Here is a 26,880-nt window from a genome sequence, read left to right as displayed (position 1 = left end):
TCTAAAATCTATACTTATCTGTGGGTGTACTGCTGCTCGTAATAGCTCTGGTAGTTGCCCGAGGTCACGTTATCGAGCCACTCCGGGTTCTGCAGGTACCAGTCCACTGTTTTGCTCAGGCCCTCCTCAAAGGTTACCGACGGCTTCCAGCCTAGCTCGTCCATCAGCTTACCAGAGTCGATGGCGTAGCGCAGGTCGTGGCCGGCGCGGTCCTTTACAAACGTGATCAGCTTTCTGCTGTAGCCTTTCTCACGACCCAGCTTCTCGTCCATCTGGTCGCAGAGCAGCTCGATCAAATCCAGGTTCTTCCACTCGTTCACGCCGCCAATGTTGTAGGTGTCGCCTACCTTGCCCTCATGGAAGATCACGTCGATGGCGCGGGCGTGGTCCAGCACGTAGAGCCAGTCGCGCACGTTCTCGCCCTTGCCGTACACCGGTACCGGTTTCTCGTTTTTGATGTTGTGGATGGCCAGCGGAATGAGCTTCTCGGGGAAGTGGTTCGGGCCGTAGTTGTTCGAGCAGTTGGATATTTTGATCGGCAGACCATAGGTATGGTACCAGGCGCGCACGAAGTGGTCAGAGCTAGCTTTAGAAGCAGAGTACGGGGAGCGCGGGTCGTACGCCGTCTCCTCGGTAAACAGCCCATCCTCGCCCAGCGAGCCGTATACCTCGTCGGTAGAAATGTGGTAGAACAGGTGCTTGCTTAGATCATCTGCCCAATGTTTACGGGCCGCGTTGAGCAGGTTCACCGTGCCGATCACGTTCGTCTGCACGAAGGCCAGCGGATCGGAAATGGAGCGGTCCACGTGCGACTCGGCCGCCAGGTGGATCACGGCATCAAACTTATAAGCAGAGAAGATCTCCTCCAGGTAGTCCGCGTCTACGATGTCGCCTTTCAGGAAGGTGTAGTTCTCCCGCTCCTCAATGTCCGAGAGATTCTGCAGGTTACCGGCGTACGTCAGCTTGTCGAGGTTGTAGACCTGGTACTCCGGGTACTTGGTGACGAACAGGCGCACCACATGCGAGCCGATAAAGCCGGCGCCGCCTGTAATCAATATTTTCATACTTATACTTCTGTTTTCTGAAGAGATAACTGCCAGTCCCAGGCGCTTTTCATGGCCTCCTCCAGGGTACTGGTGGTTTTAAAGCCGAGCTCTTGGGTTGATTTCGTCACGTCGGCGTAGATCTTCGGCACATCACCGGCGCGGCGCGGGCCCACTTTGTAGTTCAGCTCCTGGCCGGATGCCTTCTCAAAAGCCTTGATGGCTTCCAATACGGTATTCCCTGTGCCCGTGCCTACATTGAAGAATTCTATACTTTGCGCTTTGCCTTGCAGCAGGCGCTCCACCGCTACCACGTGCGCCTTGGCCAGGTCTACCACATGTATGTAATCGCGGATGCAGGTGCCGTCCGGCGTATCGTAATCATTCCCAAAGACTGTAAGCTCCTTTCTGATTCCGGCGGCAGTCTGCGTAATGAATGGCACAAGGTTATTGGGCACGCCCAATGGCAACTCGCCAATCTTTGCGGATGCATGCGCCCCAATCGGGTTGAAGTAGCGCAGCGCTGTGGCTTTGATGTTACTGCTCCCGCTGTTGGCCAGGTCCGTCAGGATCTCCTCGCAGACTTTCTTGGTATTGCCGTACGGGGAGTTCGCCTTCTGCACCGGCGTCTGCTCGGTTACAGGCAGTTGCTCGGGAATGCCGTACACAGTGCACGACGAGGAGAATACCAGGTTGTATACATGAAACTCTTCCATTACCTGCAGCAGCGCCACCAGCGAGCCCACGTTGTTGTGGTAGTACTTCAGCGGCTCTGCCACCGACTCGCCCACTGCCTTGTAGGCTGCGAAATGAATCACCCCCTGGATGTTCTGCTCCTGCCGGAACACCTGGCGCAGCGCCTCCGTGTCCGTACAGTCGATGCGGTGGCAAGGGATGTCGCGGCCAAGTATGGCGGCAATGCCTTCCAAAGCGCTCTCCTCTGAGTTGGAGAAGTTATCGATGATCACCGGCTCGTAGCCGGCCTCCACTAGCTCCACCACGGTGTGGGAGCCGATATAACCGGCTCCGCCGGTAACCAGTATCTTTGCGTTTGCCAAAACTTATAAGCTTGTATATTCGATGTCCTTGATTCTGTTGCGGAAGATGCCTTTCAGGTCCACCAGGATCGGGCTATCGTTCATGATCGACTTGAAGTAGCTCTCGTCCAGCTCCATGTACGCGTTGTGCGGCACGGCTACCACCACGGCATCGTAATCTTTGCCAGCCTCTTCTACCAGGCCGAAACCATACTCGTGCTGCAGCTCCTCCGAGTTGGCATACGGGTCCACTACCTCCACATTCACGTTGAAGCTTTGTAGCTCCCGGATCACGTCCACGACCTTCGAGTTACGGATATCCTCCACGTTCTCCTTGAACGTAGCGCCCATTACCAGCACCTTCGTCTGCGAGATATTCTTGCCCCGCATGATCATCATCTTCACCAGTTTGTTAGCGATGTGGGCGCCCATGGTGTCGTTGGTGGTACGGCCACTCAGGATAACCTTGGCATCATATCCCAGGGCTTTTGCCTTATAGGTCAGGTAGTATGGGTCCACGCCGATGCAGTGGCCACCCACCAGGCCCGGGGAGAAGCGCAGGAAGTTCCATTTCGTACCGGCGGCCTCCAGCACCTCATAGGTATTGATGTTCATCTTGTCAAAGATGATGGACAGCTCGTTCATCAAAGCGATATTGAGGTCGCGCTGCGTGTTCTCAATAACCTTGGCCGCCTCAGCTACTTTGATAGAAGAGGCGCGGTGTACGCCGGCATCGATCACCAGCTCGTATACGTTGGCAATCTCCTCTGCTGCCTCCGGGTCACTGCCGGAAACCACCTTCACGATCTTGGCCAACGTATGCTCCTTGTCGCCCGGGTTGATACGCTCCGGCGAGTAACCTACCTTAAAATCTTCTCCGAACTTCAGGCCCGACTCGCGCTCCAGCACCGGCACACAATCCTCCTCGGTGCAACCAGGGTATACCGTGGACTCAAACACCACGTAATCGCCTTTCTTCAGCACCTTGCCTACCGTAGTAGAGGCCGAAAGCAATGGCTTCAGGTCTGGTTGGGCATGATTATCGATTGGTGTTGGCACAGCTACAATAAAGAAACGGGCCTCGCGCAGCACGTCCAGGCTGTCGGTAAACGCAATGTCAGCGCCTTCAAACTCACTGCTTTCCAGCTCCCCGCTCGGGTCAATGCTGTTGCGCATTAGCTCCACGCGCTTTGAGTTAATATCAAACCCGATCACTTTTACCTTTTTAGCGAAGGCTAAGGCAATAGGCAGCCCCACGTAGCCTAAACCAATCACTGCCAGTTTGGCTTCTTTGTTGAGTATTTCCTGGTACACGTTATATATAGTTTAGTTTTGTTTACAAGATAATAACCCCGACCGGACCAGTCCGTTCAGGAGCAAAACGGCCTTTTATACTTTCCCATTGCGCTGAAACTACAGATTAAACAGCAGCAAAACAGTATCTGGCTAATTTTACCACAAAAGTACAATTTTAACTAATACTTTGGATAGTTTTAGTCGGTTTTTACGCTAACAGCTACTTCTCGCCCCACACGATACGGTCCTTTCCAAAGAGGTCCTGCACCACCTGCGCCTGCGCAAAACCCGCAGTTAGAAGCAATTCTTTCACCTCCTGTCCGTAACGCTCATTTATCTCAAAGTATAGCCTGCCGCTTTTTTTTAGCAGCTGTTGCGCCACCTCCGTTATCCTCCTGTAGTATTTCAGCGGGTCCTGGTCGGGCACGAACAGTGCCAGGTGCGGCTCATACTCCAGCACGTTCTCCCGCATCTGTTGCTTCTCCTCCTCCAGCACATACGGCGGATTGCTCGTGATGATATCCAGTGAGGCTAATTTTATACCTGGCACCGGCTCAAAAATATCCGCCTGCAGCCATTGCACCGGCAGGTTATACTTGGCCGCATTAGCGCGCGCCACCTCCAGCGCCCCCCCTGACACCTCCAACCCGTATACGTTTGCACTCGGAAGATTGGCCGCTAGCGCCAGCGGAATGCAGCCACTTCCGGCGCAGATATCCAGCACTTGTAGCCCCTGCTGGTTTTTATACTCCCGAAGCACCAAATCCACTAGCTCTTCCGTCTCCGGCCTTGGGATCAGCACCCGCTCGTCCACCAGCAGCTCCAGCCCGTAAAAGTACGCCACGCCCAGCACGTACTGCACCGGCTCCTGCCGCTGCAGCCGCTGAGTCATCTCCTTCACCTGCCGCTCCTGTTCCGCGTGCACCTGCTCCTGCTGTGCCAGCGTCAGCTGCACGCGGTTTTTCTGCAGCACGTGCTCCAGTACCAGCTGCGCTATACTTCCTGCCTCCGGCTCGGGGTAAGCTGCCTTTATACTTTCACGGATATGCTTCCCTAACTGCTCAATTGTCGCCACGCCTATACTTTCTGTTGATTTCGATATCTTTGCAAAACTAGAACTTTCTGAGTTAGAAAGTTAGAAAGTGGTGCTTCGTCCTTTCTTTAGCCAAGTGCTACAGCTTCTAAGACGTGAAAGTATGCCGCTCTGATGCTTAATTTTCCTTTTGAGTGGCTTCTTTTCTAACTCTCTAACTCTCTAACTCTTTAACTTTCTAACTCTCTGATGTCTGACGAACGATACATGCGACGCGCCCTGGAGCTGGCCCGATTGGGCAGCGGCTACACCAGCCCTAACCCGATGGTAGGTTGCGTGGTGGTGCACAAAGGGCAGATCATCGGCGAGGGCTGGCATAAGCAGTATGGAGGCCCGCATGCCGAGGTAAATGCCATTGCGGCCGTGGAGGACAAAAGCCTACTTCCGGAGAGCAAGGTATACGTAACGCTGGAGCCCTGCTCGCACTACGGCAAAACACCTCCCTGCGCCGACCTGCTCATCAGCCATGGCGTGAAGGACGTGGTGATCTGCAACACGGACCCCAACCCGCTGGTGGCCGGGCGCGGCATCAGGAAGCTCCTCGATACCGGCGCCCAGGTAAAGGTGGGCGTACTGGAGGAGGAAGGGTTGGAGCTGAATAAGCGTTTCTTCACGTTTCATACTCATCAGCGGCCGTTTATACTTTTGAAGTGGGCTGAGACGGCAGACGGTTTCATTGCAGGAGCTAACTACCGGCAACAGCAGATCAGCGGGAAGCTGGCGCAGCGGCTGGTGCACAAGTGGCGCTCCGAAGAGCAGGCCATTCTGGTAGGCAGCCGCACCGCCCTCTACGATAATCCGCGCCTGAACACACGCTTATGGCACGGGCCAAGTCCACTGCGGCTGGTGATAGACAAAAACCTGCTGCTGCCGCCGCACCTGCACCTCTTCGATGGCAGCCAACCGACGGTGGTTTATACTTACAGGCATCAGGAGGATCGGGAGCATTTATACTTTGTGCAGCTGCAGGAGGACGAGCTTATACTTCCGCAGATCATGCAGGACCTGCACCGGCGCAACGTGCTGTCGGTGATGGTGGAAGGGGGCACCTTTTTGCTGGAGAGCCTGCTGCAGGCTAACCTTTGGGACGAGGCGCTGGTGTTCAAGAGCCTGCACAAAACGCTTGGAGAAGGTATAAAAGCGCCCGGCATGGCCTTTGGCCAGCTGCAAAGTATACAAACTTTAGGCCCTGACCAGTTGTTGCACTACCGGCGTTAGTTATTCGTTGATAGTTATTTGTTATTAGTACTGCTATACTTCATCATGAACAATTAGCGCTTTATCCCATTAAAAATTCACTCAATCACTCATTCAAAATTAACCCATGGCCGAATCCTTAATTATAGATACACACCTCAGCAAAGAAGAAAAGTATAAAGCGCTGCTCCCGCAGATAGAGGCTTTAACCACCGGCGAAACGGATTTGATTGCTAATATTTCTAATCTGGTGGCCGCGCTGCGCCAAGGCATGGGCTTCTTCTGGGTAGGCGTATACTTCAACAAAGAGGGGCAGCTGGTGCTGGGGCCGTTCCAGGGACCGATTGCCTGCACCCGCATCCCGTACCACAAGGGCGTTTGCGGCGCCTGCTACACGCAGCAAAGAACCATACTGGTTCCGGACGTGGAGGCTTTTCCAGGGCATATTGCCTGCAGCAGCGACTCTAAATCAGAAATTGTGTTGCCGGCTATAAAAGATGGCGAAGTGAAACTAGTGCTGGATGTGGACAGCGACAAACTCAACGACTTCGACGAGGTGGACCAGCAGTACCTGGAGCAGCTGATGAAGCTGGTGGAGAGCTGGTACTAGTTTTTGCGTAGCACGTATCAAGTGTCACGACTTTTGAAATCATGGCGTTGTATGCTCCAAGTTTGCGACTCGCTTGCTGAGCGGGCAGAAAAGTATACTTCCGCAGATTCATACTCTACGGGCCTTAGCTAAAGTATAACGTATAGCTAAGACCTTGGCCCTTTGCTTTTTTAAAGCAAAGCAGTTGCAAACTGCAGCAGTTATAGCCACAAGTCACGCTATTGCTAAACATATGGTATTTATGGGGCAACGCATAGATCCTGAAAATCCTGATTCTGACAAATAAAAAAGCCGCTGCAAGTATAAATTGCAGCGGCTTTTTTTCGTCTTGATACGTGCTACGTGATACGCCCGTAAGCTTACCCGAACAGCGTTGGTGGCGGCGTTTTCAGCTGGGCAATGACGGTTTGGCCGCCCTTCGTCTTCTGGCCTAGCTCGGCTTTGATTTCCGTGTCCAGCGGCACGAAGATATCCACGCGCGAGCCGAATTTGATGAAGCCGAACTCCTCACCCTGGCTAACCTCATCGCCCTCGTTTACATACCACACAATGCGGCGCGCCATGGCTCCGGCAATCTGCCGGAAAAGCACCTCCGGGCCAGCGGTCGACTCCACCACCACGGTGGTACGCTCGTTCTGCGTGCTCGATTTCGGATGCCAGGCCACAAAGTAGTTACCCGGGTGGTACTTGAAATACTTTACGATGCCGGAAACCGGGTTACGCGTGATGTGCACGTTTATCGGCGACATAAAAATGGAGATCTGCTTGCGCTTGTCCTGGAAATACTCCGGCTCCTCCACTTCCTCTATCACCACCACCTTGCCGTCGGCCGGGGCAATGATCAGGTCTTCGTGCAACAGCAGCGTGCGGTAAGGGCTACGGAAGAACTGCAGGATCAGCAGGAAAAGAACGGCCGACACAGCCGAGAAGATTTTGTTAAAGGTATCGTTCCCGGCATTAAAAATGTAGAGCAGCACGTTGAGCGCTACAAGTGTGAGTAATGTAAAAAATAATATCTTCCGTCCTTCCTTGTGAATTTTCATCCGTTTTTATGTTTGCCGCAGGTACTATATAACTCATAATAGCCCATCCAGTTACGTGGATGGGCTATTACCTGCTTCAAAATTATATAAACTTTCGGTTATTCCTCTAAAAAATCTTTTAGAAGCCGCCACGGTACTTGTACGTCATGGCTACTTTATCGATGGCCACGATGTAGGCAGCGATGCGCATCGGCACATTATACTTCTGAGAAGCAGCATAAACACGCTCAAAGGCCTCGTTCATGATACGCTCGGCACGCTCGTTTACGCGGTCCAGCGTCCACTTAAAGCCCATGCGGTTCTGCACCCACTCGAAGTAAGATACGGTTACGCCACCTGAGTTCGCCAGGATGTCCGGTACCACCATAATGCCTTTCTCGTTGATGATGTTGTCGGCCTTGTAGGAAGTGGGGCCGTTGGCTCCCTCCACGATCAGGCGGGCCTGGATCTTGTCTACGTTGTGGATCGTGATCACGTCCTCCACGGCGGCGGGCACCAGCACGTCCACTTTGGCTGTCAGCAACTCGCCTGCGTCATCCATCAATTCAGCTCCTTTGTAGCCTTCCAGGCGTCCGTTGTGCGCGTTCTTATACTCAATGGCTTCTTCAATATCGATGCCGTTGTCGTTCCAGTAGGCGCCGCTTACGTCGCTAACGCCCAGGATCTTCACGCCACGCTCTGCCATGAGTTTGGCAGCCCAGGCACCCACGTTTCCAAAGCCCTGCACCGCGGCAGTAGATTTAGACGGGTCCATGCCCAACTTATCCATGGCCGCCAGGGCCGACACCATTACGCCGCGGCCGGTGGCCTCCACGCGCCCCAGGGAGCCGCCCAGCACCAATGGCTTGCCGGTCACTACGGCATGCTCCGTAGAGCCTTTCGTTTTGGAGTATTCGTCCATCATCCAGGCCATCTCGCGCGGACCTGTACCCATGTCCGGGGCAGGAATGTCGCGGTCGGGGCCGAAGATATCCTGCAACGATGAGGTATAGGCTCTTGTCAAGCGCTCCATCTCACCGGCAGACATGGAGAACGGATCGCAGATGATGCCGCCTTTGGCACCACCGTAAGGAATGTCCACCACGGCACACTTCCAGGTCATCCAGGCCGCCAGGGCCTTCACCTCGTCCAGGAACACATCCGGCGCATAGCGCACACCTCCTTTGGACGGGCCCAGAATGGTGGAGTGGATCACGCGGTAGCCTTCAAATACACGCACCTTGCCATCGTCCATCGTAACAGGTATGTTCACGATTACCTGACGTGTTGGAGACTTCAGCACGTTGTATACTTCCTCATCCAACCCCAGCACCTCCGCCGCGATATTGAAACGCGACATCATCGATTCAAAAGGGTTTTCCTTATCCTTGATCGGAGCTGGCTCTTTGTATAACATCATCTACTCTTTTAAGTTATTAGTGAGTAATTAATCAGTGAATTAGATTCGGGGCAAAGTTGAGAATTATACTTGCAACCTCCTAAGGGCCGCCAGCAAATTTTTTTTAGAAGATTTCGAGGAAAGCCACCACAAACGGGATCACCAGCAGCAGGCTGTCGAAGCGGTCGAGGATGCCGCCGTGGCCGGGCAGCAACGTGCCCGAGTCTTTCACGCCTAAACTGCGCTTCAGCATTGACTCCGAAAGGTCGCCCAGCACGCCGATAACGCCCACAATCACAGCCACTCCCACCCACTGGTATACTTCCAGATCGAGGAACAGGTACGACAGGCCGTAGCCCACCAGCACCGTCAGGAGCGTGCCGCCAACCCAGCCTTCCCAGGTCTTGCCGGGAGAGATGCGCTCAAACAGCTTGTTCTTGCCGAAGTTCTTGCCAAAAATATACGCGCCCGTGTCTGCGGCCCAGATCAGCAGCATGAGGCCAAGTATAGGTTGCCAGCTGTACTCCTCACCGAGGTAGCCTAGCAGGTGCAGCAGCCCGAACGGCCCGGCGATATATACCGCACCGGTGATGGTGAAGGCGATGTTGGTGAAGGGCTGCGGTTTTTTGCGGTACATCTCGGCGATGAAGACCAGGAACAGCAGCGGCAGCGAGAGGTAGAGCAGTTCAGGCGGCATCACCTCCTTCTGCACCAGGAACATGGAGGTGAAGAATACCCCGCCCAACAGCAGCCCCAGCGGCTTGTTGGGCCGCATGCCTTGCACCCCTACCAACGTATAGAACTCGGAAACGCCCAACAGCGTGAGCCCCAGAAATAGCAGGAAGTACGTCCATTCGCTAAACCAGATACCGCCCACAAACACCGCGGCGCCCAGCACCCCTACTATGATCCGTTGGTTTAAGTTACTGAGGGTTGATAGCTTATTACTCATGAAAAGGACTTGCGCCGGAACAGGCGACGGGTGTAAGGGTTTAGGGTTGAGTTTAGAGTTGGCCTTCTGCCGCTGCAGCCTCCGCCACACGCTGCCTGCGCTGCGGAACACGGCCGTAGGCCTGGTACAGGAAGTATAGAATAGCGGCACTTATCAGCACCGATAACGCGATACTATACCAGGGCATGGCCTCGGTGCTCTCTATGTCGGCATCAATAGCGCGCGTCTGCTGCAAGTATAGCAGGAAAACGGTAAAGCCGTTGTTGGCAAAGTGCGCCACGATCGGCACAAGTATGCGGCCCGACCAAAAGTATAAATATCCGAACAGGGCTCCAAGTATGGCCCGCGGCAAAAAACCAAAGAACTGCACATGGATGGCCGCGAAGATAATGCCCGTAATCCATATAGCCACATGGATGTTGCCCGACCAGCGGTGAATCTGTTGCTGCGCGATACCCCGGAAAACCAACTCCTCCCCCACGGCGGGTATTAGGGCAAACACCACCAGGCCAATCAGCAACTCCGGCACCGAGTTAAACCTGGTGATCAGCTTGGTGAGCTCGGCCAGTTGCTCCTCCTGCGCCCGCGCCCACTCCTCAAAGGGGCGCATAAAGTCGGGGAAGTTCATGTTGGCGTTCCAGTTGATGATAACCGAATTGGCAGGCATAATGGCAATAACGAGCAGGCCGCTGAGCAGCACGAGCAGCCACGGGGAAGGCAGTTTCTGGTTCAGGTAATCGCCAAGCCTGTAGTGGAGGGAGAGCAGCAGGAACAGCGGCGCTACGATGAACGCGAAGAACTGCAGCACGCCCTGCAGCAGCAGCATCACCTGCGGCCCCTGCGGGTGGTCGGCCGGGTTGGTGGCCACGCCAGCCAGTTCAATAAAGCTGATCCCGAAGATCCAGTTCGACAGTATGCCCACCACAAACATGGCCACGAAATAGCCGCCTGCCATGTATACTATTAGCAGTAACAATACCCAACTTGGGTGCAGATCCTTCGAGATGAAACCTTTCATAGGGAGAATTAGGTTTTAATGGCGTAAATTTACGCGAATAATTAGATTTTGCTTTGGTAAAGATTGCTAACATAGAGCTAGGGGAGTTTCCGTTGCTGCTGGCACCGATGGAGGACGTAAGTGATCCGCCGTTCCGCAAAGTATGCAAAGCCAACGGTGCCGACCTGATGTACACAGAGTTTATCTCCTCTGAGGGTTTGATACGTGATGCCGCCAAAAGTGTGCAAAAACTCGACATTTTTGACTACGAACGCCCTATCGGCATCCAGATCTTCGGGTCTGATATTGAGTCGATGCGCGAGGCGGCCATCGTGTCGGCACAGGCCGGTCCGGACCTAATCGACATCAACTATGGCTGCCCTGTAAAGAACGTGGCCTGCAAGGGCGCAGGTGCCGCTTTGCTGCGCGATGTACCCAAGATGGTGAAGATGACCGAGGAGATCGTGAAGGCGACCAACCTGCCGGTTACCGTAAAAACCCGCCTCGGCTGGGACGAGGATACCAAGTATATCGTGGAGACGGCGGAAAGGCTGCAGGACATCGGCATAAAAGCTCTGAGCATACACGGCCGCACGCGCGTGCAGATGTACAAGGGCGAGGCCGACTGGAGCCTGATCGCGGAGGTGAAGAACAACCCGCGCATGCACATCCCCATCTTCGGAAACGGCGATATCGATTCCCCGCAAAAGGCCCTGGAGTACCGCAACAAGTATGGTGTGGATGGCATCATGATCGGCCGCGCCAGCATCGGCTACCCTTGGATCTTCAACGAGATCAAACACTACATGAATACAGGCGAGTTGTTAGCCGGGCCAACACTGGAGGAGCGTGTGGAGGTATGCCGCCAGCACTTTACGCATTCGCTGGAATGGAAAGGCGACAAACTGGGCATCTTTGAAATGCGCCGCCACTATACTAATTACTTCCGTGGCCTGCCGCACTTCAAGCCGCTGCGCATGAAGCTGGTGCAGTCCGAGGACATCCAGGAAATCTACGACACGCTGGATGAGATCGCCCAGACCATGAGCTATGTGGAAGTTTAGGAGTTAGAGAGTTTGGGAGTTAGAAAGTTAGAGAGTTAAAAAGTTAGGAATAACGGTTCTGCCGCAGGTGTAGCGGGAGCGCAACTTGTGGCAGCATAAGGCAGAAATCTTCGGCTCTTTGCTTTGCAAAGATCGGGCTGCCTGGTGCTGGTTATACTTTATAACTCAAGTTGCGATTAAAGCATCTTTTCTGCTGCCGCAGGAAGCATTTGCAAACCTGCCTTATACTTAGCCGCAGGCTGCGCTCCCGATACACCTGCGGCAGCTCCCATCGTTTTACCACATCATCAAAAAAATTTCAGGAGTTGGGGCATCAGATAACTAGATCTGACGCTCCAACTCTTTACTTTTGCCCTTACTTTCTAACTTTTTAACCTTCTAACTTTCTAACTATTAAATCCTCCGCTTCTCCCGCAACACAAGAAACCGCCATACCGGCACTCGCCTGGGTGCTGGTGACCATACTTGCCCTTATCTGGGGCACCTCGTTTATACTGATCAAAAAAGGGCTGGTAGTTTTCTCCTCTGATGAGGTGGGTGCCCTGCGGATGGTGATCGCCTGCGCCGTGCTGCTGCCGTTCGCTATCAGGAACCTGCGCAAAGTGGAGCCCAGCCGCTGGAAATTCCTGCTGGGTACCGGTTTGCTGGGCAACTTCTTTCCGGCTTTCCTGTTTGCCATCGCCGAAACGCGCCTGGCCAGCGGACTGGCAGGCGTGCTGAACTCGCTTACGGCCCTCTTCACGCTACTGGCAGGAGCCATCCTTTTCGGCCAGTCCATCACTTGGCTGCGCATGCTCGGCATCATCATCGGTATTGCGGGCACGGCTATCCTTATCTTCACCGGCAACGGCAACGCCGAACTCGACAACATGTACTATGGTCTGTACATCGTGCTGGCCACCATCTTCTACGGCATCAGCGCCAATATCATCAAGCACCGCCTACACGGCATGAAAGCCATCGCCATTTCCAGCCTGGCCTTGCTTACGGTGGGACCGGTGGCGCTGGTATACCTGCTCACCACTGATTTTGTATATAAGCTGCAGCATGTGCCGGGAGCCTGGGAGGCGCTGCTGTACATCGCCCTACTGGCTGTGTTCAGCACTGCCATCGCGCTTATACTTTTCAACAAACTCATCCACATCTCCACCACCCTCTTCGCCAGTTCCACTACCTACCTTATACCTGTCGTGGCCCTGATGTGGGGCGTGCTCGATGGCGAAGCCATTCACCTGTGGCATTACGCAGGCATGGTGGTGATTCTGCTGGGCGTCTTTATCGTGAACCGGGCCAGGTAGGAAATTCCCTCGCACCGGAATAGCGTCTATCTAAAAGTATAACACCTGTACTTTAAGCTTTACGCCGTACAAGGGTGCCGCTACGGGCTCTTTTTAGCGTACGGCTGGGGCAGCGTAGTACAAACATTTCTGCGTTTCCTGATTCTTTTCTATATTAGGGAGTTTACAAACCCGCGAACAATCTGAATGAAGCTTTACAGACCCCTCCTGAGCCTCTTGCTGCTCGTGCTGCTATCGGTGCAGGTATCGGCGCAAGACCTGGTTTCCAAAGAAGAAATAGAAGAACTGCAGCTACAGGCCATCAATGACACCGCTTTCACCCTGCGCACCGTTTCCGAGGCCGGCAACCTGATGAAGTATACCGGCGTGCTGCCGCTGCGCATCAACGGGGAGCTGCAGGACAAGGAGTTTATGGAGGGCGAAACAACATTCTCGTTGCCTGAACGGGCCGATCTGGTGCAGGTGAGCGCCAACATGGGCACCCATACCATCGCCCGGCTTTACCAGCTGGATGTGGAGGAGCAGCGTGGCGTGCGGGAGTTCCCGATGTGGCTTTCCATCCTTCCGCCGCTCATTGCCATCGTGCTGGCGCTTATCTTCCGCGAGGTGCTCCTGGCGCTGTTCGCCGGCATCTGGGTGGGCGGCTTTGTCATCTATGGGTTGTCCTTCAAATCGATATTCACAGGCTTGCTGGCCGTAGGCGATACTTTCCTGATGACAGCCCTCACCGACAGTGACCATGTCTCCGTTATTATCTTTTCGATGCTGATCGGAGGCATGGTGGCCATTATCTCCAAGAACGGCGGCATGGCCGGCGTGGTAAAACTACTCTCGCGCTACGCCCGGTCTGCCAAAAGCTCGCAGTTGGTAACCTGGGTATTGGGTGTCGCTATTTTCTTCGATGATTACGCCAATACCCTGATTGTGGGCAACACCATGCGCCCCGTGACCGACAAACACCGCATCTCCCGGGAGAAGCTGGCCTACATCGTGGACAGCACCGCGGCCCCCGTGGCGGCCATTGCCTTCGTTACCACCTGGATTGGCGCCGAGCTGGGCTATATTAAAGACGCGGCCGCCAAGCTCGGCATTGAGGAGGGGGCCTACTCATTGTTTTTCCACTCCCTGGAGTACGCCTATTACCCGGTGCTGACGCTGGTGTTTATACTGATGCTGATTCTGATGAACCGCGATTACGGCTTGATGCACAAAGCCGAAGTGAGGGCGCGCACTACCGGAGCCGTGTCCGCCGCCCGTCTGGACGAGGCGGGGCAGGAGAAACAGCAGCAGGAAATGGCCGAGTTCGAGCCGATCGATGATACGCGTACCCGTGCGATCAATGCCTTGCTGCCCGTGCTTACCGTCATCGGGGGTACCATCATCGGCCTGCTTTATACCGGCTACAGCCCCGAAATCTGGGCCGACCCCGGCACGGGCTTCTTCCGTAAGCTCTCCGCCACCATCGGCGATTCTAACTCTTACGTTGCCCTGATCTGGGCCTCACTGGGAGGTGTGATCGTAGCGATAGCATTAACATTGAGCCAGCGCATCATGAGCATGACAGCCACGATGGAGTCGCTGGTGGTGGGTTTTAAAACGATGCTGCCCGCCATACTGATTCTGGTGCTGGCCTGGTCGCTGGCGGCCGTGACGCAGGAGCTTTACACCGCCGAGTACCTCACGTCGCTGCTCTCGGGCAATGTATCGCCCTACTTCCTGCCGGAGATCACGTTCTTCCTGGCGGCTGCCATCGCCTTCTCCACCGGTTCCAGTTGGGGCACCATGGCCATCCTTTACCCGCTCATGATGCCAGCGGCCTGGTACGTGTGCCAGCAGCAGGGCTTTACCATGGAGGAAACCATGCCGATCATGTATAACGTGATATCGGTGGTGCTGGCAGGCGCTGTTTTCGGCGACCACTGCTCCCCTATCTCCGACACCACCATCCTGAGCTCGCTTGCCTCCGGCTGTAACCACATAGACCACGTGAAAACGCAGCTGCCCTACGCTGTTACCGTGGCGCTGGTCGCCAACATCGTTTGCACCAACCTCTCTGCCTTCGGCGTGCACTGGGCGCTGGTATACGTCATCGGGGCCGTTACACTCTGGGGCCTGATCAAGCTTATCGGCAAGAAAAACGAGGTAAAAGTGGTGCCTGCCGCAGAAATGGTTTAGCATATAGTTATACCTATAAAACAGCAGCGGCTGCCCCACCAAAGGCAGCCGCTGCTGTTTTATACTTGCCGCGCAGCTTATTTTACTCCCCCAGCCTCAGCTCATAAAAGTCGTGCACGATGGTGCGGGCGCCGTAACTTTCCTTGTTGCGGACCAGCCCCTCGTTCAGGAACTGCCCCTGCTGCTCGGTGGAAATCCCGAAGCTGAAGTAGGACTTGTGCGGGTATACTTCCGTTAGCAGCCAATCCAGCAGCACATCCAGCGCGTGCAGGTCACGGCCCCGCTCTGAGGTGGCAATATACTGTGAGTGCACTACCGTGGGCGTTTCATACACCAGCACGCCGGCCAGCAACTCACCCCTATCAGTGGCAGTGTAAAGCCTGATGTTCTTCGGGAAGCGGGAGGCAAGCAGTTCCATCTCATCCGCGGTGTGGGCGGGCACGGTGTTATACTTCTCTTGCAACAGCTTTCGCTCCAGCTCAAAAAACGCTGCATACTTTTCCGACTGGCCTATCTTTAAGCGAGCTCTTTTCCCCTGCGATAAGCGCCACCGTCTGTCTTTGCTATACCCTGCAGCGCCCCCAATGGCTATTGCAGAGTTCAAATCGCGGCGGTAAAGTATAGCTTCGTGTCTAAACAGGGCGTACAGGTCTTCCTCGGCGGGTAGTTGGTGGTAGATGTGCGGAATAACCTTGTAGAGGACACTTCTGAAACCCAGTTCCTGGAAGTATGACTTCAGGACCTGCACCACCTCCAGCATCAGCGTGGCCTTCATGCGCTTGTCTGTTATAAGCCCGCCGTAGCTCAGGCCGCCGTGGCTCTGCACCTGCCGCCCCGCCACATTGGCCGGCAGCAGCGCCACCAACTTGCCCTTGTGGTAAAACAGCAGCGAGTGGTCCGCAAACCTATCGGCGTGGTACTCCATATAATCGCGCAGCAGCAGAAAGGTGCCGTTTTTAGAGCCTGCCACAAACGCATCCCAAGCCGGTTTATACTTTGCGCTATACTTTACTACTTCCACCATTCTCTTGACAAAAGACTGCGAGACAAAGGACAACAGACCATACCTTCCGCCCATCTCCACCTCTTTAACTCTCTACCTTTCTAACTCCCAAACGCTCTAACTCCCATCACCTGTTCAGCACGATCCGGAAGGTCGTTCCCTTTCCTACCTCCGACCACTTCACGTAGAGCCTGCCGTCGTGGTAGTTGTCGATGATGCGCTTGGCCAGGGCAAGGCCCAGACCCCAGCCACGCTTCTTGGTCGTGAAGCCGGGCAGGAATACGGAGTCGATCTTACTTTTGGGGATGCCCTTCCCGGTGTCGGTGATATCTACGGCAATGCTGCTTTTGCCCAGGAGCACCATCTGTATGTTAATACTGCCGCGGCCCTCCATGGCATCCACCGCGTTCTTGCAGATGTTCTCGATCACCCAGTCATACAGCGACACGTTTACCTTGGCCGTAATATCGGGCGAGAAGGTAGACTCCACCGTAAAGGCCACTTTGCGCGAAATGCGGTTCTGCAGGTAGTTGATGGCGTTTTGCGTTACCTGCAGGATGTTCTCGTCGCGTAGCGTAGGCACCGAGCCAATGTTGGAGAAGCGCTCCGTGATGATCTCCAGCCGCCGCACATCCTTACCCAATTCCTCCAGGATCGGCTCGTTCTCAAACTTCGGGTTACCCTTGATGTACTCGTACCACGCCATCAGCGACGACAGCGGCGTGCCCAGCTGGTGTGCCGTTTCCTTGGCCAGGCCTACCCATACCCTGTTCTGCTCGGCGCGGCGCGAGTAGCTGAAGGCAAAGTAAGCCACCAGCGCAAAGCACGAGATCACGATCAGCTGCACGTAAGGGTAAAAGCGCAGCTGCGAGAGCAGTTCAGAATCCTTATAGAAAACGTAGTTGACCGACCCCTCGGCCCACGGCACCACGATCGGCGCATGCTGCTCCTTCATCTTCTCAATCTCGCCCTGCAGGTACTGGTTTATTTTATCCGGTTTATCCGAAATGTTTTCTGGGATGTTGATGTTCTTAGAATCGAGAATATTTTCGTTTTCATCTGTTAGTATAACGGGCACCGTGGTGTTGGACGACAGGATTTCCTCCTCAATGAACACGATGTTGTCGTCGCTGGGGGCGTTGATCATGTAGCGCAGGCCCTTAGCGTAGAGCTGCACCAGTTCCTGCTCCCGCTCCGACAACTTGCTGACAAGTATATTGGTGTAGGTAATGGTGGCGGCACCGATGATAAGGGCGATGATAACAACAACAAGCTTTATCCTGTTCTTCTGGGAGTAGATGGGAATCATGCAGTAATCACGTAATTTATTTGAAATTAGTATAAATTGAACATAGAGGGCAAGTAAGTTTCATTTTAAAAATTAGAGCCTTAACTTTGCACTTTAGTAGAACCCACGTTATTATGCTTCAGAACTTTAAAGCAATCAGCCTGTCGTATAAGAAAGCGCCGCTGGATATCAGGGAGCTGATTGCCTTAGATGAATCCTCCTGCAGGCTTTTCCTACAGACGCTCAAGGGCTTTATACAGGCTTCTGACATCCTGGTCCTGTCCACCTGCAACCGCACCGAAGTATACTACAACGCCGATATCGACTACAGCAAGGAGATCGTCAAGCTTTTGGGCATCACCAAGGGCATCGAGAACATCTCCCAGTACTTCGACTATTTCACCATCCTGAGCGAGCACGACGATGCCGTGCAGCACCTTTTCGACGTGTCGATGGGGCTGGAGTCGCAGGTGGTGGGCGATATGCAGATCTCGAACCAGGTGAAGATGGCCTACCAGTGGAGCGCCGACAACGAAACCGCCGGCCCGTTCCTCCACCGCCTGATGCACACGATCTTCTTCACCAACAAGCGCGTGGTGCAGGAGACCTCTTTCCGGGACGGTGCTGCCTCTACCTCTTACGCCGCGATCGAGCTGATCGAGGAGCTGACCGCTGACATCACCGACCCAAGTATACTGGTGGTAGGTTTGGGCGAGATTGGCGCCGATGTGTGCCGCAACCTGAAAGACCTGGGCTTTAAGAACGTAAAGATCTCGAACCGCACCAAGGCAAAGGCGCAGGCCCTGGCCGAAGAGTGCCACATGGAGATCCTGCCTTTCGAGGAGATCGTGCAGGGCATGAAGGAGGCCGATGTGATCATCTCTTCCGTAGCCCGCGAGACGCCGTTTTTTACCAAGGAAATGGTGAAGCGCTTGGACATCCTTACCTATAAGTTCTTTATCGATCTGGCTGTACCGCGCAGTGTGGAAGCCGACCTGGAAAGTATACCGGGCGTGCTGGTGTATAACATCGATACCATTCAAAACAAAGCTTCCGAGGCGCTGCAGCGCCGCATCAACTCGGTGCCGAAAGTAAAGGAGATTGTGACGGAGTCGATTGACCAGTTCAACGACTGGTCGAAGGAGATGATGGTGTCGCCGACAATCCACCGCCTAAAGAGCGCACTGGAAACGATACGGCAGGAGGAAATAGCCCGCTACGTGAAGAAACTGGGGCCGAAAGAGACAAAGTTAGTAGACAGCATCACCAAGTCGATGATGCAAAAAATTATAAAGCTGCCGGTACTGCAACTGAAAGCCGCTTGCAAGCGCGGGGAGGCTGAAACCCTCATCGACCTGCTCAATGACCTCTTTAATTTGGAGAATCAGCCGGTGAGTGAGGACCAAAAAACTGAGTAAACAGTGCAATTTTCTTAGTGAAAAAACAACTAAGGCCTCCGCAAATCTCCCATTCCTGAGATGTACGGGGGCCTTAGCCGTTTCATCCACTGGCAAAGAAAGCCGCACCGAGGTGCAGGCTCATACTTATATATCAATGCAGCATTCTTCCAGGCAATCGATCACGTCGATCAATTTGGGGATAGCCAGGGAGTAATAGATCTTGGTTCCCACTTTAAAGGACGAGAGCACGCCCTTGTCTTTGAGTGTAATGAGGTGCTGCGATGCGATGGCCTGGGGAAGGTCTAACTGCTTATATATCTCTGTAACAGTCATTTTATCCTCTTTTCCGAGCAAATCCACAATCGCCAGTCTTTTGGGGTGTGCCAATACCTTCAGCATGGCTGCCGCCTTATCTATCTTCTTCGATTCAACTCTTGACAACAAACTTTTCATAATTAAAATTATACCTAACAGTTTCTAAAATCAATTTTCATTCTTATTCATAATAAGATATATACGGAGCCTGCACTATTTGGCTGAAAATCATTGGCGTGCTTTTATTATTTTTGGCCAATGGATACTTCTTATCATGTAATCGGCTTAATGTCCGGGACGTCGCTCGACGGCCTCGATATTGCTTATTGTAGATTTACGTACAAATCTCATAATTGGATATATGAGATACTAAATACTACTACATTACCATATACTGATACTTTAATTGACTCTCTACGGGGTGCCGAGACCGCAAGCGGCCTGAAACTGGTGGAGCTGGACCATGCCTTCGGCAGGTTTATGGGCCAGCAGGTTCACAAGTTTGTACAACAACACGCAATACAGCCGGATTTTGTTGCTTCTCACGGACATACGATTTTCCACCAGCCCGAAAAGCACATCTCGCTGCAGTTGGGCCATGGCGCTTACCTGGCCGCAAGCGCGCAGCTACCCGTGGTCTGCAACTTCCGCACCCTCGACATTGCCCTGGGCGGGCAGGGGCCCCGCTGGTGCCCCTCGGCGATGAACTGCTGTTCGGCCAGTACGACTACTGCGTCAACTTGGGGGCATCGCCAATGTTTCTTACACCCGCAACGGCACCCGCCTGGCCTTTGACACGAGCGCCTGCAACATGCTGCTGAACACACTGGCCAACCGTGCAGGCCTTTCCTACGATGATAACGGCGCACTGGCCCGCTCCGGTACGTTGCAGCAGGATTTATTAGAGGCCCTTAACCGCCCCGCGTACTTCTCGGCACCGGCGCCCAAGTCGCTGGGCAAGGAATGGGTAATGGAGCACAGCCTGAGAAGCATAGAAGCAAGCGATGCCTCCGTTACCGATAAACTGCACACCGTTTGCCACCACGTTGCTCAGCAGTTGCAGCTGGCACTGCCGACGCTGCATGAGGGGCAACACCGTGTACTATTAACAGGTGGCGGAGCGTTTAACGGCTACCTGGTGGAGCAGATACGGCAGCACCTGGGCCCAAAGTACAACGTGGAGGTGCCGGCACCGGAGGTGGTCTCGTTCAAGGAGGCGCTGATATTCGCCTTCCTGGGCGTGCTGCGCTGGCGCGGCGAGCCCAACTGCCTCAGCAGCGTAACGGGCGCCAGCCGCACCAACGTGGGCGGGGCCATTTACCTCTGCTAAGCCCTGCCCGGTTTAAATTTTGTACCTTTGCACCATATACTTGATACACCCTTAACTCGAATGAAAGACTTACTTGCCAAGTTTGAGAACAAAAGACCTGAGATAGTTTTTGAGTGGAAAGATCCTGAAACAGAGGCCGAAGGCTGGGTAGTGATCAACTCGCTGCGCGGGGGCGCGGCAGGTGGAGGCACCCGCATGCGCAAGGGCCTGGACAAGCACGAGGTGGAGTCGCTGGCGAAGACTATGGAGGTGAAGTTCACGGTCTCCGGCCCCGCCATTGGGGGCGCCAAGTCCGGCATCAACTTCGACCCTGCTGACCCACGCAAGCGCGGCGTGCTGGAGCGTTGGTACAAGGCCGTTATCCCGCTGCTAAAGAGCTACTACGGCACCGGCGGCGACCTGAACGTGGATGAGATACACGAGGTGATCCCGATTACGGAAGACTATGGCTTATGGCACCCGCAGGAGGGGGTGGTGAACGGTCACTTTAACGCCACCGAGCCACAAAAGATAAACAAGATCGGCCAGCTTCGTCAGGGCGTGGTCAAGGTGATCGAGGATCCGCACTTCTCCCCTTCCACGGCCCGCAAGTACACGGTTGCCGACATGATAACGGGATATGGCGTGGCGGAGGCCGTGCGCCACTACTACGACATCTGGGGAGAACAATTTGAAGGCAAGCGCGCCATTATACAGGGCTGGGGCAACGTGGGTGCAGCCGCAGGCTATTACCTGGCCTCCAAAGGCGTGAAGATCGTTGGCATTATAGACCGTGCCGGAGGCGTGATAAAGGAGGCTGGCTATACGTTCGAGGAAATCACGGACCTTTTCCTGAACCGACAGGGCAATACACTTAACCCGGACACACCGGGTATACTCACTTTCGAAGATACCAACCGTCGTATCTGGGACCTGCCGGCGGAGATCTTTATACCTGCCGCTGCCTCCAGGCTCGTTTCGCGCGACCAGGTGGAGCGGATGATTAAAAGTGGCATGCAGGTGATTTCCTGCGGCGCCAACGTGCCCTTCCAGGACCCGGAGATCTTCTTCGGCCCTACCGGCGAGTATGCCGACCGCAACCTCTCTGTTATCCCTGATTTTATCGCCAACTGCGGCATGGCCCGTGTGTTCGCCTACCTGATGGAGAGCGAGGTCGAAATCACGGACGAGGCTATCTTCAGCGACACCTCCAGCATCATCCGCAGGGCGCTGGAGAAATCGCATGGGAAGCAAATGCAGAAAACCGAGATCGCCAAAACAAGCTTTGAAATTGCCTTGAGCCAGTTGCTCTAAAGTAACCCCCTTACCTATGCAAGAGTTGCTTAACAGCGAATGGCTCCGCCAGGAGTTCTTAGGGAATACCGTGGCGGAGTACCTTACTTCCGCAGCCATACTTTTATTCGGGCTTCTCTTCAACACGCTTCTGTCCAGGATGCTTTCGGGCCTGGTCTACAAGCTGGGAAGCCGGTTCTGGCCTGAGGCCGACCTGCCTGAGTTCCGCCGTCTGCTGGTGCAGCCGCTGGAGGTGCTGCTGTTCCTGGTATTTCTATACTTCGCTTTTCAGGTGCTGGATTACCCGGTGCAGCCGCAAGACCTGAAGGCCGGTGACCCGTTCCTGAAGACTTTCCTGCTCCGGACATACCAAGTGTTCGTGATCGTGGCGCTTACGTGGGTGCTGCTGCGCTTTGCCGACTTTGTGGGGCTTGTGTTTCAGCACCGCACCGAGCGGGCCGCTTCTAAGCTCAACGAGCAGCTGGTGCCCTTCTTCAAGGACTTCACCAAGGTGCTGATCGTTGTTTTCTCCTTTATGGCCATGCTGGGGTCGGTGTTCGGTGTAAACGTAACCGGGTTGGTGGCTGGCTTGGGTGTGGGCGGTTTGGCCGTTGCCTTTGCCGCCAAGGAAAGTATAGAGAATCTGCTGGCCTCCTTCACCATCTTCCTCGACAAGCCCTTCATGGCCGGCGACCTTGTGCAGGTGGGCGAGATGATCGGCACCGTGGAAAAAGTGGGCTTCCGGAGCACGCGCATCCGCACCCTGGAGAAGAGCTTCGTGACGGTGCCCAATAAGCTGATGATCGACAAGCCGCTCGATAACCTGACGCTGCGTACTTTCCGGCGAGCCAAGTTCGATATTCGCCTGACCTACCAGACCACCTCCCAGCAGCTCCGCGACATTACCCGCGACATACAGGCGTACATCGATCAGCACCCGCGCACGAACGACGATGGCCGTGTTCGCTTTCTGGGGCTGAGCCCTGACGCAAAGGATGTGATGGTGCTATACTTTGTGGACACCATGGATTGGTTCGACTTTATCGATATCAAAGAAGAAATCAACTACAGAATTGTGGAAATTGTGGAAAACTACGGGGCGGAGTTCGCCCTGCCTACGCAAAGGCTATACCTGCAGCAACCACCTGAGGGCGCGCCGCAACAGCCCGCAGAAAGGCCATACGTGGGAGGGACGGACCTCGAGTAAGACTCCTGAAAATAAAAAAGCCGGAGAAGCTCCGGCTTTTTTTTCACCCTTATATCTTAAATTCTTCTGAATTACACGGTTACACTATCATCTTAACCATTCGGGAATCTCTTCCCGGTAAACCTAAATCCTCAGGCTCTACAAGCATCGTTACTCGTAGTTTTGATTTCTTTAACGACCTGCTTAGGCCATGGTTACGCCCAAAGTATCACTTTTACCCTGTATGGAGTTTATTTCAAGGTAAACAGGCCCTATGGATAAGTAAATGTATAGAATTTTTTAAGGATACCGGTTGGTAACAGGCAAATTCAGCTCTCCGGGAGGTGCTCCCTTTAATTAAAATCGAAATACTCGCCTTCCTGCAACTCCACTTCCTTCTCTTTCTGCTTCGGCTTCTTTCCGCGCAGCAGGTCGCGTAGTTCCTGCCCTTCCTGCTTCAGGTCTGTCTTGATCTTTTGTCGCACCCGCTCATCATCGTAGGCGATTTTAAAGTCACGCTCACTGCCTCTCAGTGTCAGAAACAGGTTGCTGTTGCCGGCATCCGGGTCTTCGGCCACCGTGCCGAAGCGGGCGTCCTTATCGGGGCGCTGCTTGCTGAAGAGCGGCAGCTTTATCCTGTAATCCATCTTCTGGTCAAACGTATGGGTGCCCGACACCGACACCACCGGCGCCGCCGACAGGTTGGAGCGGATATCCATCTCCGGTATATAGATGGTGCCCTGCTGTATCCAGAACGAGTTGTGCAGCTCGGCAAAATGCATGTTGGCCAGCTCGGTGCGCTTCACAAACGCCGACATCTTCTGCATGGGCGGGAAGCTGATCAGCTGCCCGTTGCGCACGGTGGCCTCTATCTCGGCCTGCAGCAGGTTTGTCTTAGGGTTGAGCTGACTGTCGAAGTATACATCCGACACTATGTTGGCCGTGAGCAGGCCGCGCAGGTGCCGCTCCTCTATAAAGTTCTGGTGGAAGTTCTCGAACACGTAAAACAGGCTGTCCACGCTCATGCTGTTTAGCTTAGCGGCGGTGCTTACTTTGATGTGGTTAGGGGTTCGGGCATCCAGGTTACCACGTACGGCAAAATTACCGCCGATAGCCTGAAACGAGATGTTAGGCGTGGAAACCACCTGGTTGCGCAGCTTTACTTCCCCCTGGATGTTCTTGCCCCTGAACCTCCTGAACCGCAGCCTGTCAATGGAGGCGCTCAGGTCGAAGGCGATGTTCGGGGACACGTTGAACTTGTAGCCCTCGCCGGTGCGGGCATCCTCCGGCGTGTTCTGCTCCTCGCTCAGCAGCTGGTCGAAGTTCAGGTACTGGCTCTTGAAATCGGCTTCCACCAGCAGGCGCTGGTTCTCCAGGATCAGCCAGGCCATCACATTTCGGAACATCCCGTTCACGGTAAAGTCAGATTCACCTAGCTTGCCTTTAAAGTCCGATACGGCCACATCGTTGCGCTTGAACATGAAGTTGCCCCTGAGGTTGCTTAGCGGCAGCGGCATTTCCTGCAGCGTCAGCGATACGTTGTGCAGCGTGATATCGCCGGTGGTGTTGAGGGTACTGTTGCCCGGGCGTGCCTTAAACTCGTTAAGGTTACCGGAGAAAGCGATGCGCACATCCGCCAGGCCGCTGCCGCTGCGCACCTGCTCCATCTTCGCCAGCCCCAATACGTAGCCCACGTCCAGCATCCCCTGCACATCAAAAGCAATGTGCGGGTTGTCGAAGTTGCTATACTTCAGGTTGCCTTTAAAAGGTCTGCCGTTCAGCACGCCTTTCAGTTCCCTGAGCTCCAGCACCGAGCTGGTGGCATTCTGCTTCTCCCCGTTCGTGAAACTGCCTTTGAGGAAGATATTCTCCACGCGCTGCTTTGCATCAGGATGAAAAAACGAAGCATCACGCGCGCCGAAACTGACGTTTATACCTGGCACATGCTTGCCGGAGGATTTGCCTTTCACAGTGCCGTTAAAGTACACCTCGCCCTCGCTGCGGTACTGGCTCAATTCCTCGGTCATACTTTGGGGCAGCAGCGAGAGCAGCGACTGGACGTTGGTGTTCTTGCCGTCCACTTTCAGGTCCAGCTCCGTTACGCCGCCGTAGGCAATGCCGCCGCCCACCTCGTAGGCTGCCTCCCCCACCTGCACCACCGAGGGCTGCAGTGCGATGGTCTGCGCCTGCCGGTTTATACTTAGGGCCGAGCTCAGGTTTACCTGTTTGCCTTTAAAGTACTCGCCCGTGCCGATCTGGATGGTATGGATGGTGGCCTTCCCCTCGGCCTGTATGTCTATCGTTTCAGGGGAGATGGCAAGGGCTGCGGCCAGCTGGTGCGCGTTTACCTCGTAGCTTTGCTTCAGCTGCTGGTCGATGTAATGCACGGCCACCTCGCGCAGGTTTATGCTTTCCAGGTCGAAGGAAAAACCGCTGTTATCAGAGGAGGTGGTGTCAGTGGCGATGATCTCGTAATTCACGCTCCCGTCGGGCAGCACTTTTACGTACACCTCGCCCTGTTCCATGTAAAACTCTTTTACGCTGTACTGCCCCCGCAGCACGTCCCAGAGGCTGAAGGTAAAGTATAGCTTGTCGGCCCGCGCCAGCGACTCCCGGCTCTCCGGCAGCCCCTCGTGCACGTTCACCTCGTCCAGCGTTACGGCCACCTGTGGGAATTTTTCAAAAAGCGAGAGTGAGATCTGCCGCACATCCACCTTGGTTTTAATGTGCTTGTTCGCCTCCGCCACAAAAAGCTCAATTATTTTGTCCTGATAGGTGTACACCAGCGCCAATGCCAGGCCCAGGGACGCTACCAGAATAGCGACTCCATAAAATAGCACTTTTTTTACCACTCCATTTCTCACCTGGCGAAAGTTCAGATTTTTAGCACCTTACAAACCCTAAAGGTACAGCAGTAATAACACGCGAACAATAGTGGCCCGTTACTGGAAAAATTTTTTGAGAAATTTTTCGCAGATGTTTTGCAGTCTCAAAAATAACCTCCATATTTGCATCATCAAACGGGGACAAAAGGTCAACGAAAACAAAAAACGGGGTGTTAGCTCAGCTGGTTCAGAGCACCTGCCTTACAAGCAGGGGGTCACTGGTTCGAATCCAGTACGCCCCACAAAAGGACAACTGCAAAGTTGTCCTTTTTTTATATCCATACTTTTCTGTTCTCCCTCCCATTCCCATACTTTAGCGCTCGCTATACTTTATCAACGGTTCATCACCAGGCATAGTATACCGCTCCGCCTGCACGCCGGCAACCGGTTATTTCCCTTACGAAAATCGATGGTTTATACTTAGGCTCCTGCTTTAGAGAACTGCTCATGCAGGGCAAGCACCTGCGGGATGATGAGTTGCTTATCGTCGTTGTAGATAATGTGCTGGGCGCGTTTCATCTTCTCTTCCTCGCTCAGCTGGCGGTCCATGATAGCCTTGATGTCAGCCTCGGTGCGGTGGGTGTCGCGTTTAAGCAGGCGTTTGATGCGCAGCTCCAGCGGCGAGGACACGGTGATCACCTCATCCAGCTGCCTCCACGACTCCGACTCAAACAGCAGCGCGGCTTCCTTTAGCACGTAGGGCTTGTTAGCATGCGAGGCTGCCCATACGTCAAAATCCGTTCCTACGTGGGGGTGCACCAGGCTATTGAGCAGCTCCAGCCGCTGCGGGTTGTTAAACACCATGCCTGCCAGGTAGGCGCGATCCAGCTCCCCGGCATCGGAGAAGGTGGCCGGGCCAAAGGCCTTCAGCAGTTCCTCCCGCAGTGCCTGGTTGTGGTGCATTACCCATTTGGCGCGGGTGTCGGCATCATACACCGGCACCCCGAGCACGGCAAACAGGCGGCTCACGATCGTTTTGCCTGTGCCTATGCCACCTGTTATACCTATCTTCAGCATA

The 26,880-nt window shown here is 54.4% G+C and carries 23 protein-coding genes and 1 tRNA gene; 11 read left to right on the top strand and 13 right to left on the bottom strand.

Going from position 1 to position 26,880, the window contains the following annotated elements:
* Positions 1-14: 14 nt before the first annotated feature.
* The 4 genes from rfbB to prmC all read right to left on the bottom strand — a co-directional run bounded on the left by rfbB (position 15) and on the right by prmC (position 4,451).
* A complete protein-coding gene (rfbB, locus tag OH144_RS18390; protein WP_266203736.1) occupies positions 15-1,064 on the bottom strand; it encodes a dTDP-glucose 4,6-dehydratase in 1,050 nt (349 codons plus the stop codon).
* 2 nt (positions 1,065-1,066) lie between these two features.
* On the bottom strand, positions 1,067-2,101 hold the full coding sequence (gene galE / locus OH144_RS18385; RefSeq protein ID WP_266203735.1) for a UDP-glucose 4-epimerase GalE: 1,035 nt from the start codon (positions 2,099-2,101) through the stop codon (positions 1,067-1,069).
* Between the two features lie 3 nt (positions 2,102-2,104).
* Positions 2,105-3,394 (bottom strand): nucleotide sugar dehydrogenase, encoded by a 1,290-nt coding sequence (locus OH144_RS18380; RefSeq protein WP_266203734.1) that lies wholly within the window; start codon positions 3,392-3,394, stop codon positions 2,105-2,107.
* A 202-nt stretch (positions 3,395-3,596) separates the two neighbouring features.
* Positions 3,597-4,451 carry a peptide chain release factor N(5)-glutamine methyltransferase gene (prmC, locus tag OH144_RS18375; protein ID WP_266203733.1) on the bottom strand — a complete coding sequence of 285 codons (855 nt, stop codon included), beginning with the start codon at positions 4,449-4,451 and terminating at the stop codon, positions 3,597-3,599.
* A 207-nt stretch (positions 4,452-4,658) separates the two neighbouring features.
* Between prmC and ribD the strand changes: the two genes are divergently transcribed.
* A complete protein-coding gene (gene ribD / locus OH144_RS18370; RefSeq protein WP_266203732.1) occupies positions 4,659-5,687 on the top strand; it encodes a bifunctional diaminohydroxyphosphoribosylaminopyrimidine deaminase/5-amino-6-(5-phosphoribosylamino)uracil reductase RibD in 1,029 nt (342 codons plus the stop codon).
* A 106-nt stretch (positions 5,688-5,793) separates the two neighbouring features.
* The gene (locus OH144_RS18365; RefSeq protein WP_266203731.1) at positions 5,794-6,276 is read left to right on the top strand and encodes a GAF domain-containing protein; all 483 of its coding nucleotides are present in this window, start codon (positions 5,794-5,796) and stop codon (positions 6,274-6,276) included.
* 359 nt (positions 6,277-6,635) lie between these two features.
* On the opposite strand, the gene OH144_RS18360 is transcribed toward OH144_RS18365, so the two are convergent.
* From OH144_RS18360 to OH144_RS18345, 4 genes are all read right to left on the bottom strand, one after another.
* On the bottom strand, positions 6,636-7,319 hold the full coding sequence (locus OH144_RS18360) for a phosphatidylserine decarboxylase family protein (protein WP_266203730.1): 684 nt from the start codon (positions 7,317-7,319) through the stop codon (positions 6,636-6,638).
* Between the two features lie 118 nt (positions 7,320-7,437).
* Positions 7,438-8,715 (bottom strand): Glu/Leu/Phe/Val family dehydrogenase, encoded by a 1,278-nt coding sequence (locus OH144_RS18355; RefSeq protein ID WP_266206358.1) that lies wholly within the window; start codon positions 8,713-8,715, stop codon positions 7,438-7,440.
* A gap of 106 nt (positions 8,716-8,821) precedes the next feature.
* Positions 8,822-9,649 (bottom strand): phosphatidate cytidylyltransferase, encoded by an 828-nt coding sequence (locus OH144_RS18350; RefSeq protein WP_266203729.1) that lies wholly within the window; start codon positions 9,647-9,649, stop codon positions 8,822-8,824.
* Between the two features lie 52 nt (positions 9,650-9,701).
* On the bottom strand, positions 9,702-10,667 hold the full coding sequence (locus tag OH144_RS18345) for a CPBP family intramembrane glutamic endopeptidase (RefSeq protein ID WP_266203728.1): 966 nt from the start codon (positions 10,665-10,667) through the stop codon (positions 9,702-9,704).
* Between the two features lie 53 nt (positions 10,668-10,720).
* Here OH144_RS18345 and dusB point away from each other — a divergent pair, with 53 nt between their 5' ends.
* The 3 genes from dusB to OH144_RS18330 all read left to right on the top strand — a co-directional run bounded on the left by dusB (position 10,721) and on the right by OH144_RS18330 (position 15,183).
* Complete coding sequence (gene dusB / locus OH144_RS18340; RefSeq protein WP_266203727.1) at positions 10,721-11,710, top strand: tRNA dihydrouridine synthase DusB; 990 nt, start codon at positions 10,721-10,723, stop codon at positions 11,708-11,710.
* A 455-nt stretch (positions 11,711-12,165) separates the two neighbouring features.
* Complete coding sequence (locus OH144_RS18335) at positions 12,166-13,008, top strand: DMT family transporter (RefSeq protein WP_266203726.1); 843 nt, start codon at positions 12,166-12,168, stop codon at positions 13,006-13,008.
* A gap of 186 nt (positions 13,009-13,194) precedes the next feature.
* On the top strand, positions 13,195-15,183 hold the full coding sequence (locus tag OH144_RS18330; protein WP_266203725.1) for a Na+/H+ antiporter NhaC family protein: 1,989 nt from the start codon (positions 13,195-13,197) through the stop codon (positions 15,181-15,183).
* An 82-nt stretch (positions 15,184-15,265) separates the two neighbouring features.
* On the opposite strand, the gene OH144_RS18325 is transcribed toward OH144_RS18330, so the two are convergent.
* Together OH144_RS18325 and OH144_RS18320 are read right to left on the bottom strand one after the other, a co-directional pair.
* Positions 15,266-16,207, bottom strand: a complete 942-nt coding sequence (locus OH144_RS18325) for a GNAT family N-acetyltransferase (RefSeq protein ID WP_266203724.1) — start codon at positions 16,205-16,207, stop codon at positions 15,266-15,268.
* A 106-nt stretch (positions 16,208-16,313) separates the two neighbouring features.
* Positions 16,314-17,495: a sensor histidine kinase gene (locus OH144_RS18320; protein ID WP_266203723.1), complete on the bottom strand. Its 1,182-nt coding sequence runs from the start codon at positions 17,493-17,495 to the stop codon at positions 16,314-16,316.
* Between the two features lie 113 nt (positions 17,496-17,608).
* On the opposite strand from OH144_RS18320, the gene hemA reads away from it, so the two are divergent.
* Positions 17,609-18,892, top strand: a complete 1,284-nt coding sequence (gene hemA, locus OH144_RS18315) for a glutamyl-tRNA reductase (RefSeq protein WP_266203722.1) — start codon at positions 17,609-17,611, stop codon at positions 18,890-18,892.
* 126 nt (positions 18,893-19,018) lie between these two features.
* Here the strand turns inward: hemA and OH144_RS18310 are convergent, their stop codons facing one another.
* Complete coding sequence (locus tag OH144_RS18310) at positions 19,019-19,327, bottom strand: ArsR/SmtB family transcription factor (RefSeq protein ID WP_025608763.1); 309 nt, start codon at positions 19,325-19,327, stop codon at positions 19,019-19,021.
* Positions 19,328-19,447: 120 nt separating this feature from the next.
* On the opposite strand from OH144_RS18310, the gene OH144_RS21590 reads away from it, so the two are divergent.
* From OH144_RS21590 to OH144_RS18290, 4 genes are read left to right on the top strand one after another with little or no spacing between them, the layout of a single operon-like run.
* The gene (locus OH144_RS21590; RefSeq protein WP_323670676.1) at positions 19,448-19,984 is read left to right on the top strand and encodes an anhydro-N-acetylmuramic acid kinase; all 537 of its coding nucleotides are present in this window, start codon (positions 19,448-19,450) and stop codon (positions 19,982-19,984) included.
* Complete coding sequence (locus OH144_RS18300) at positions 19,920-20,519, top strand: anhydro-N-acetylmuramic acid kinase (RefSeq protein ID WP_323134799.1); 600 nt, start codon at positions 19,920-19,922, stop codon at positions 20,517-20,519. The genes OH144_RS21590 and OH144_RS18300 overlap by 65 nt, the downstream gene beginning before the upstream one ends.
* A 60-nt stretch (positions 20,520-20,579) precedes the next feature.
* Positions 20,580-21,812, top strand: coding sequence for a Glu/Leu/Phe/Val dehydrogenase dimerization domain-containing protein (locus OH144_RS18295; protein ID WP_266203721.1), 1,233 nt, complete (start codon positions 20,580-20,582; stop codon positions 21,810-21,812).
* A 16-nt stretch (positions 21,813-21,828) separates the two neighbouring features.
* A complete protein-coding gene (locus tag OH144_RS18290; RefSeq protein WP_266203720.1) occupies positions 21,829-22,998 on the top strand; it encodes a mechanosensitive ion channel family protein in 1,170 nt (389 codons plus the stop codon).
* 332 nt (positions 22,999-23,330) lie between these two features.
* Here OH144_RS18290 and OH144_RS18285 read toward each other — a convergent pair whose 3' ends face one another.
* Entirely contained in the window at positions 23,331-25,817 is a 2,487-nt protein-coding gene (locus OH144_RS18285) for an AsmA-like C-terminal region-containing protein (protein WP_266203719.1), read from the bottom strand.
* A gap of 212 nt (positions 25,818-26,029) precedes the next feature.
* Between OH144_RS18285 and OH144_RS18280 the strand changes: the two genes are divergently transcribed.
* A tRNA-Val gene (locus tag OH144_RS18280) sits at positions 26,030-26,104 on the top strand.
* A 178-nt stretch (positions 26,105-26,282) separates the two neighbouring features.
* Here OH144_RS18280 and coaE read toward each other — a convergent pair.
* Positions 26,283-26,879, bottom strand: a complete 597-nt coding sequence (gene coaE, locus OH144_RS18275) for a dephospho-CoA kinase (protein ID WP_266203718.1) — start codon at positions 26,877-26,879, stop codon at positions 26,283-26,285.
* Position 26,880: the final 1 nt, after the last annotated feature.

It is taken from the genome of Pontibacter kalidii (assembly GCF_026278245.1).
Classification (GTDB): Bacteria; Bacteroidota; Bacteroidia; order Cytophagales; family Hymenobacteraceae; genus Pontibacter; species Pontibacter kalidii.
The sequence above is the reverse complement of the archived record's forward strand: the minus strand, read 5'-3'. Positions and strand labels throughout refer to the sequence as shown.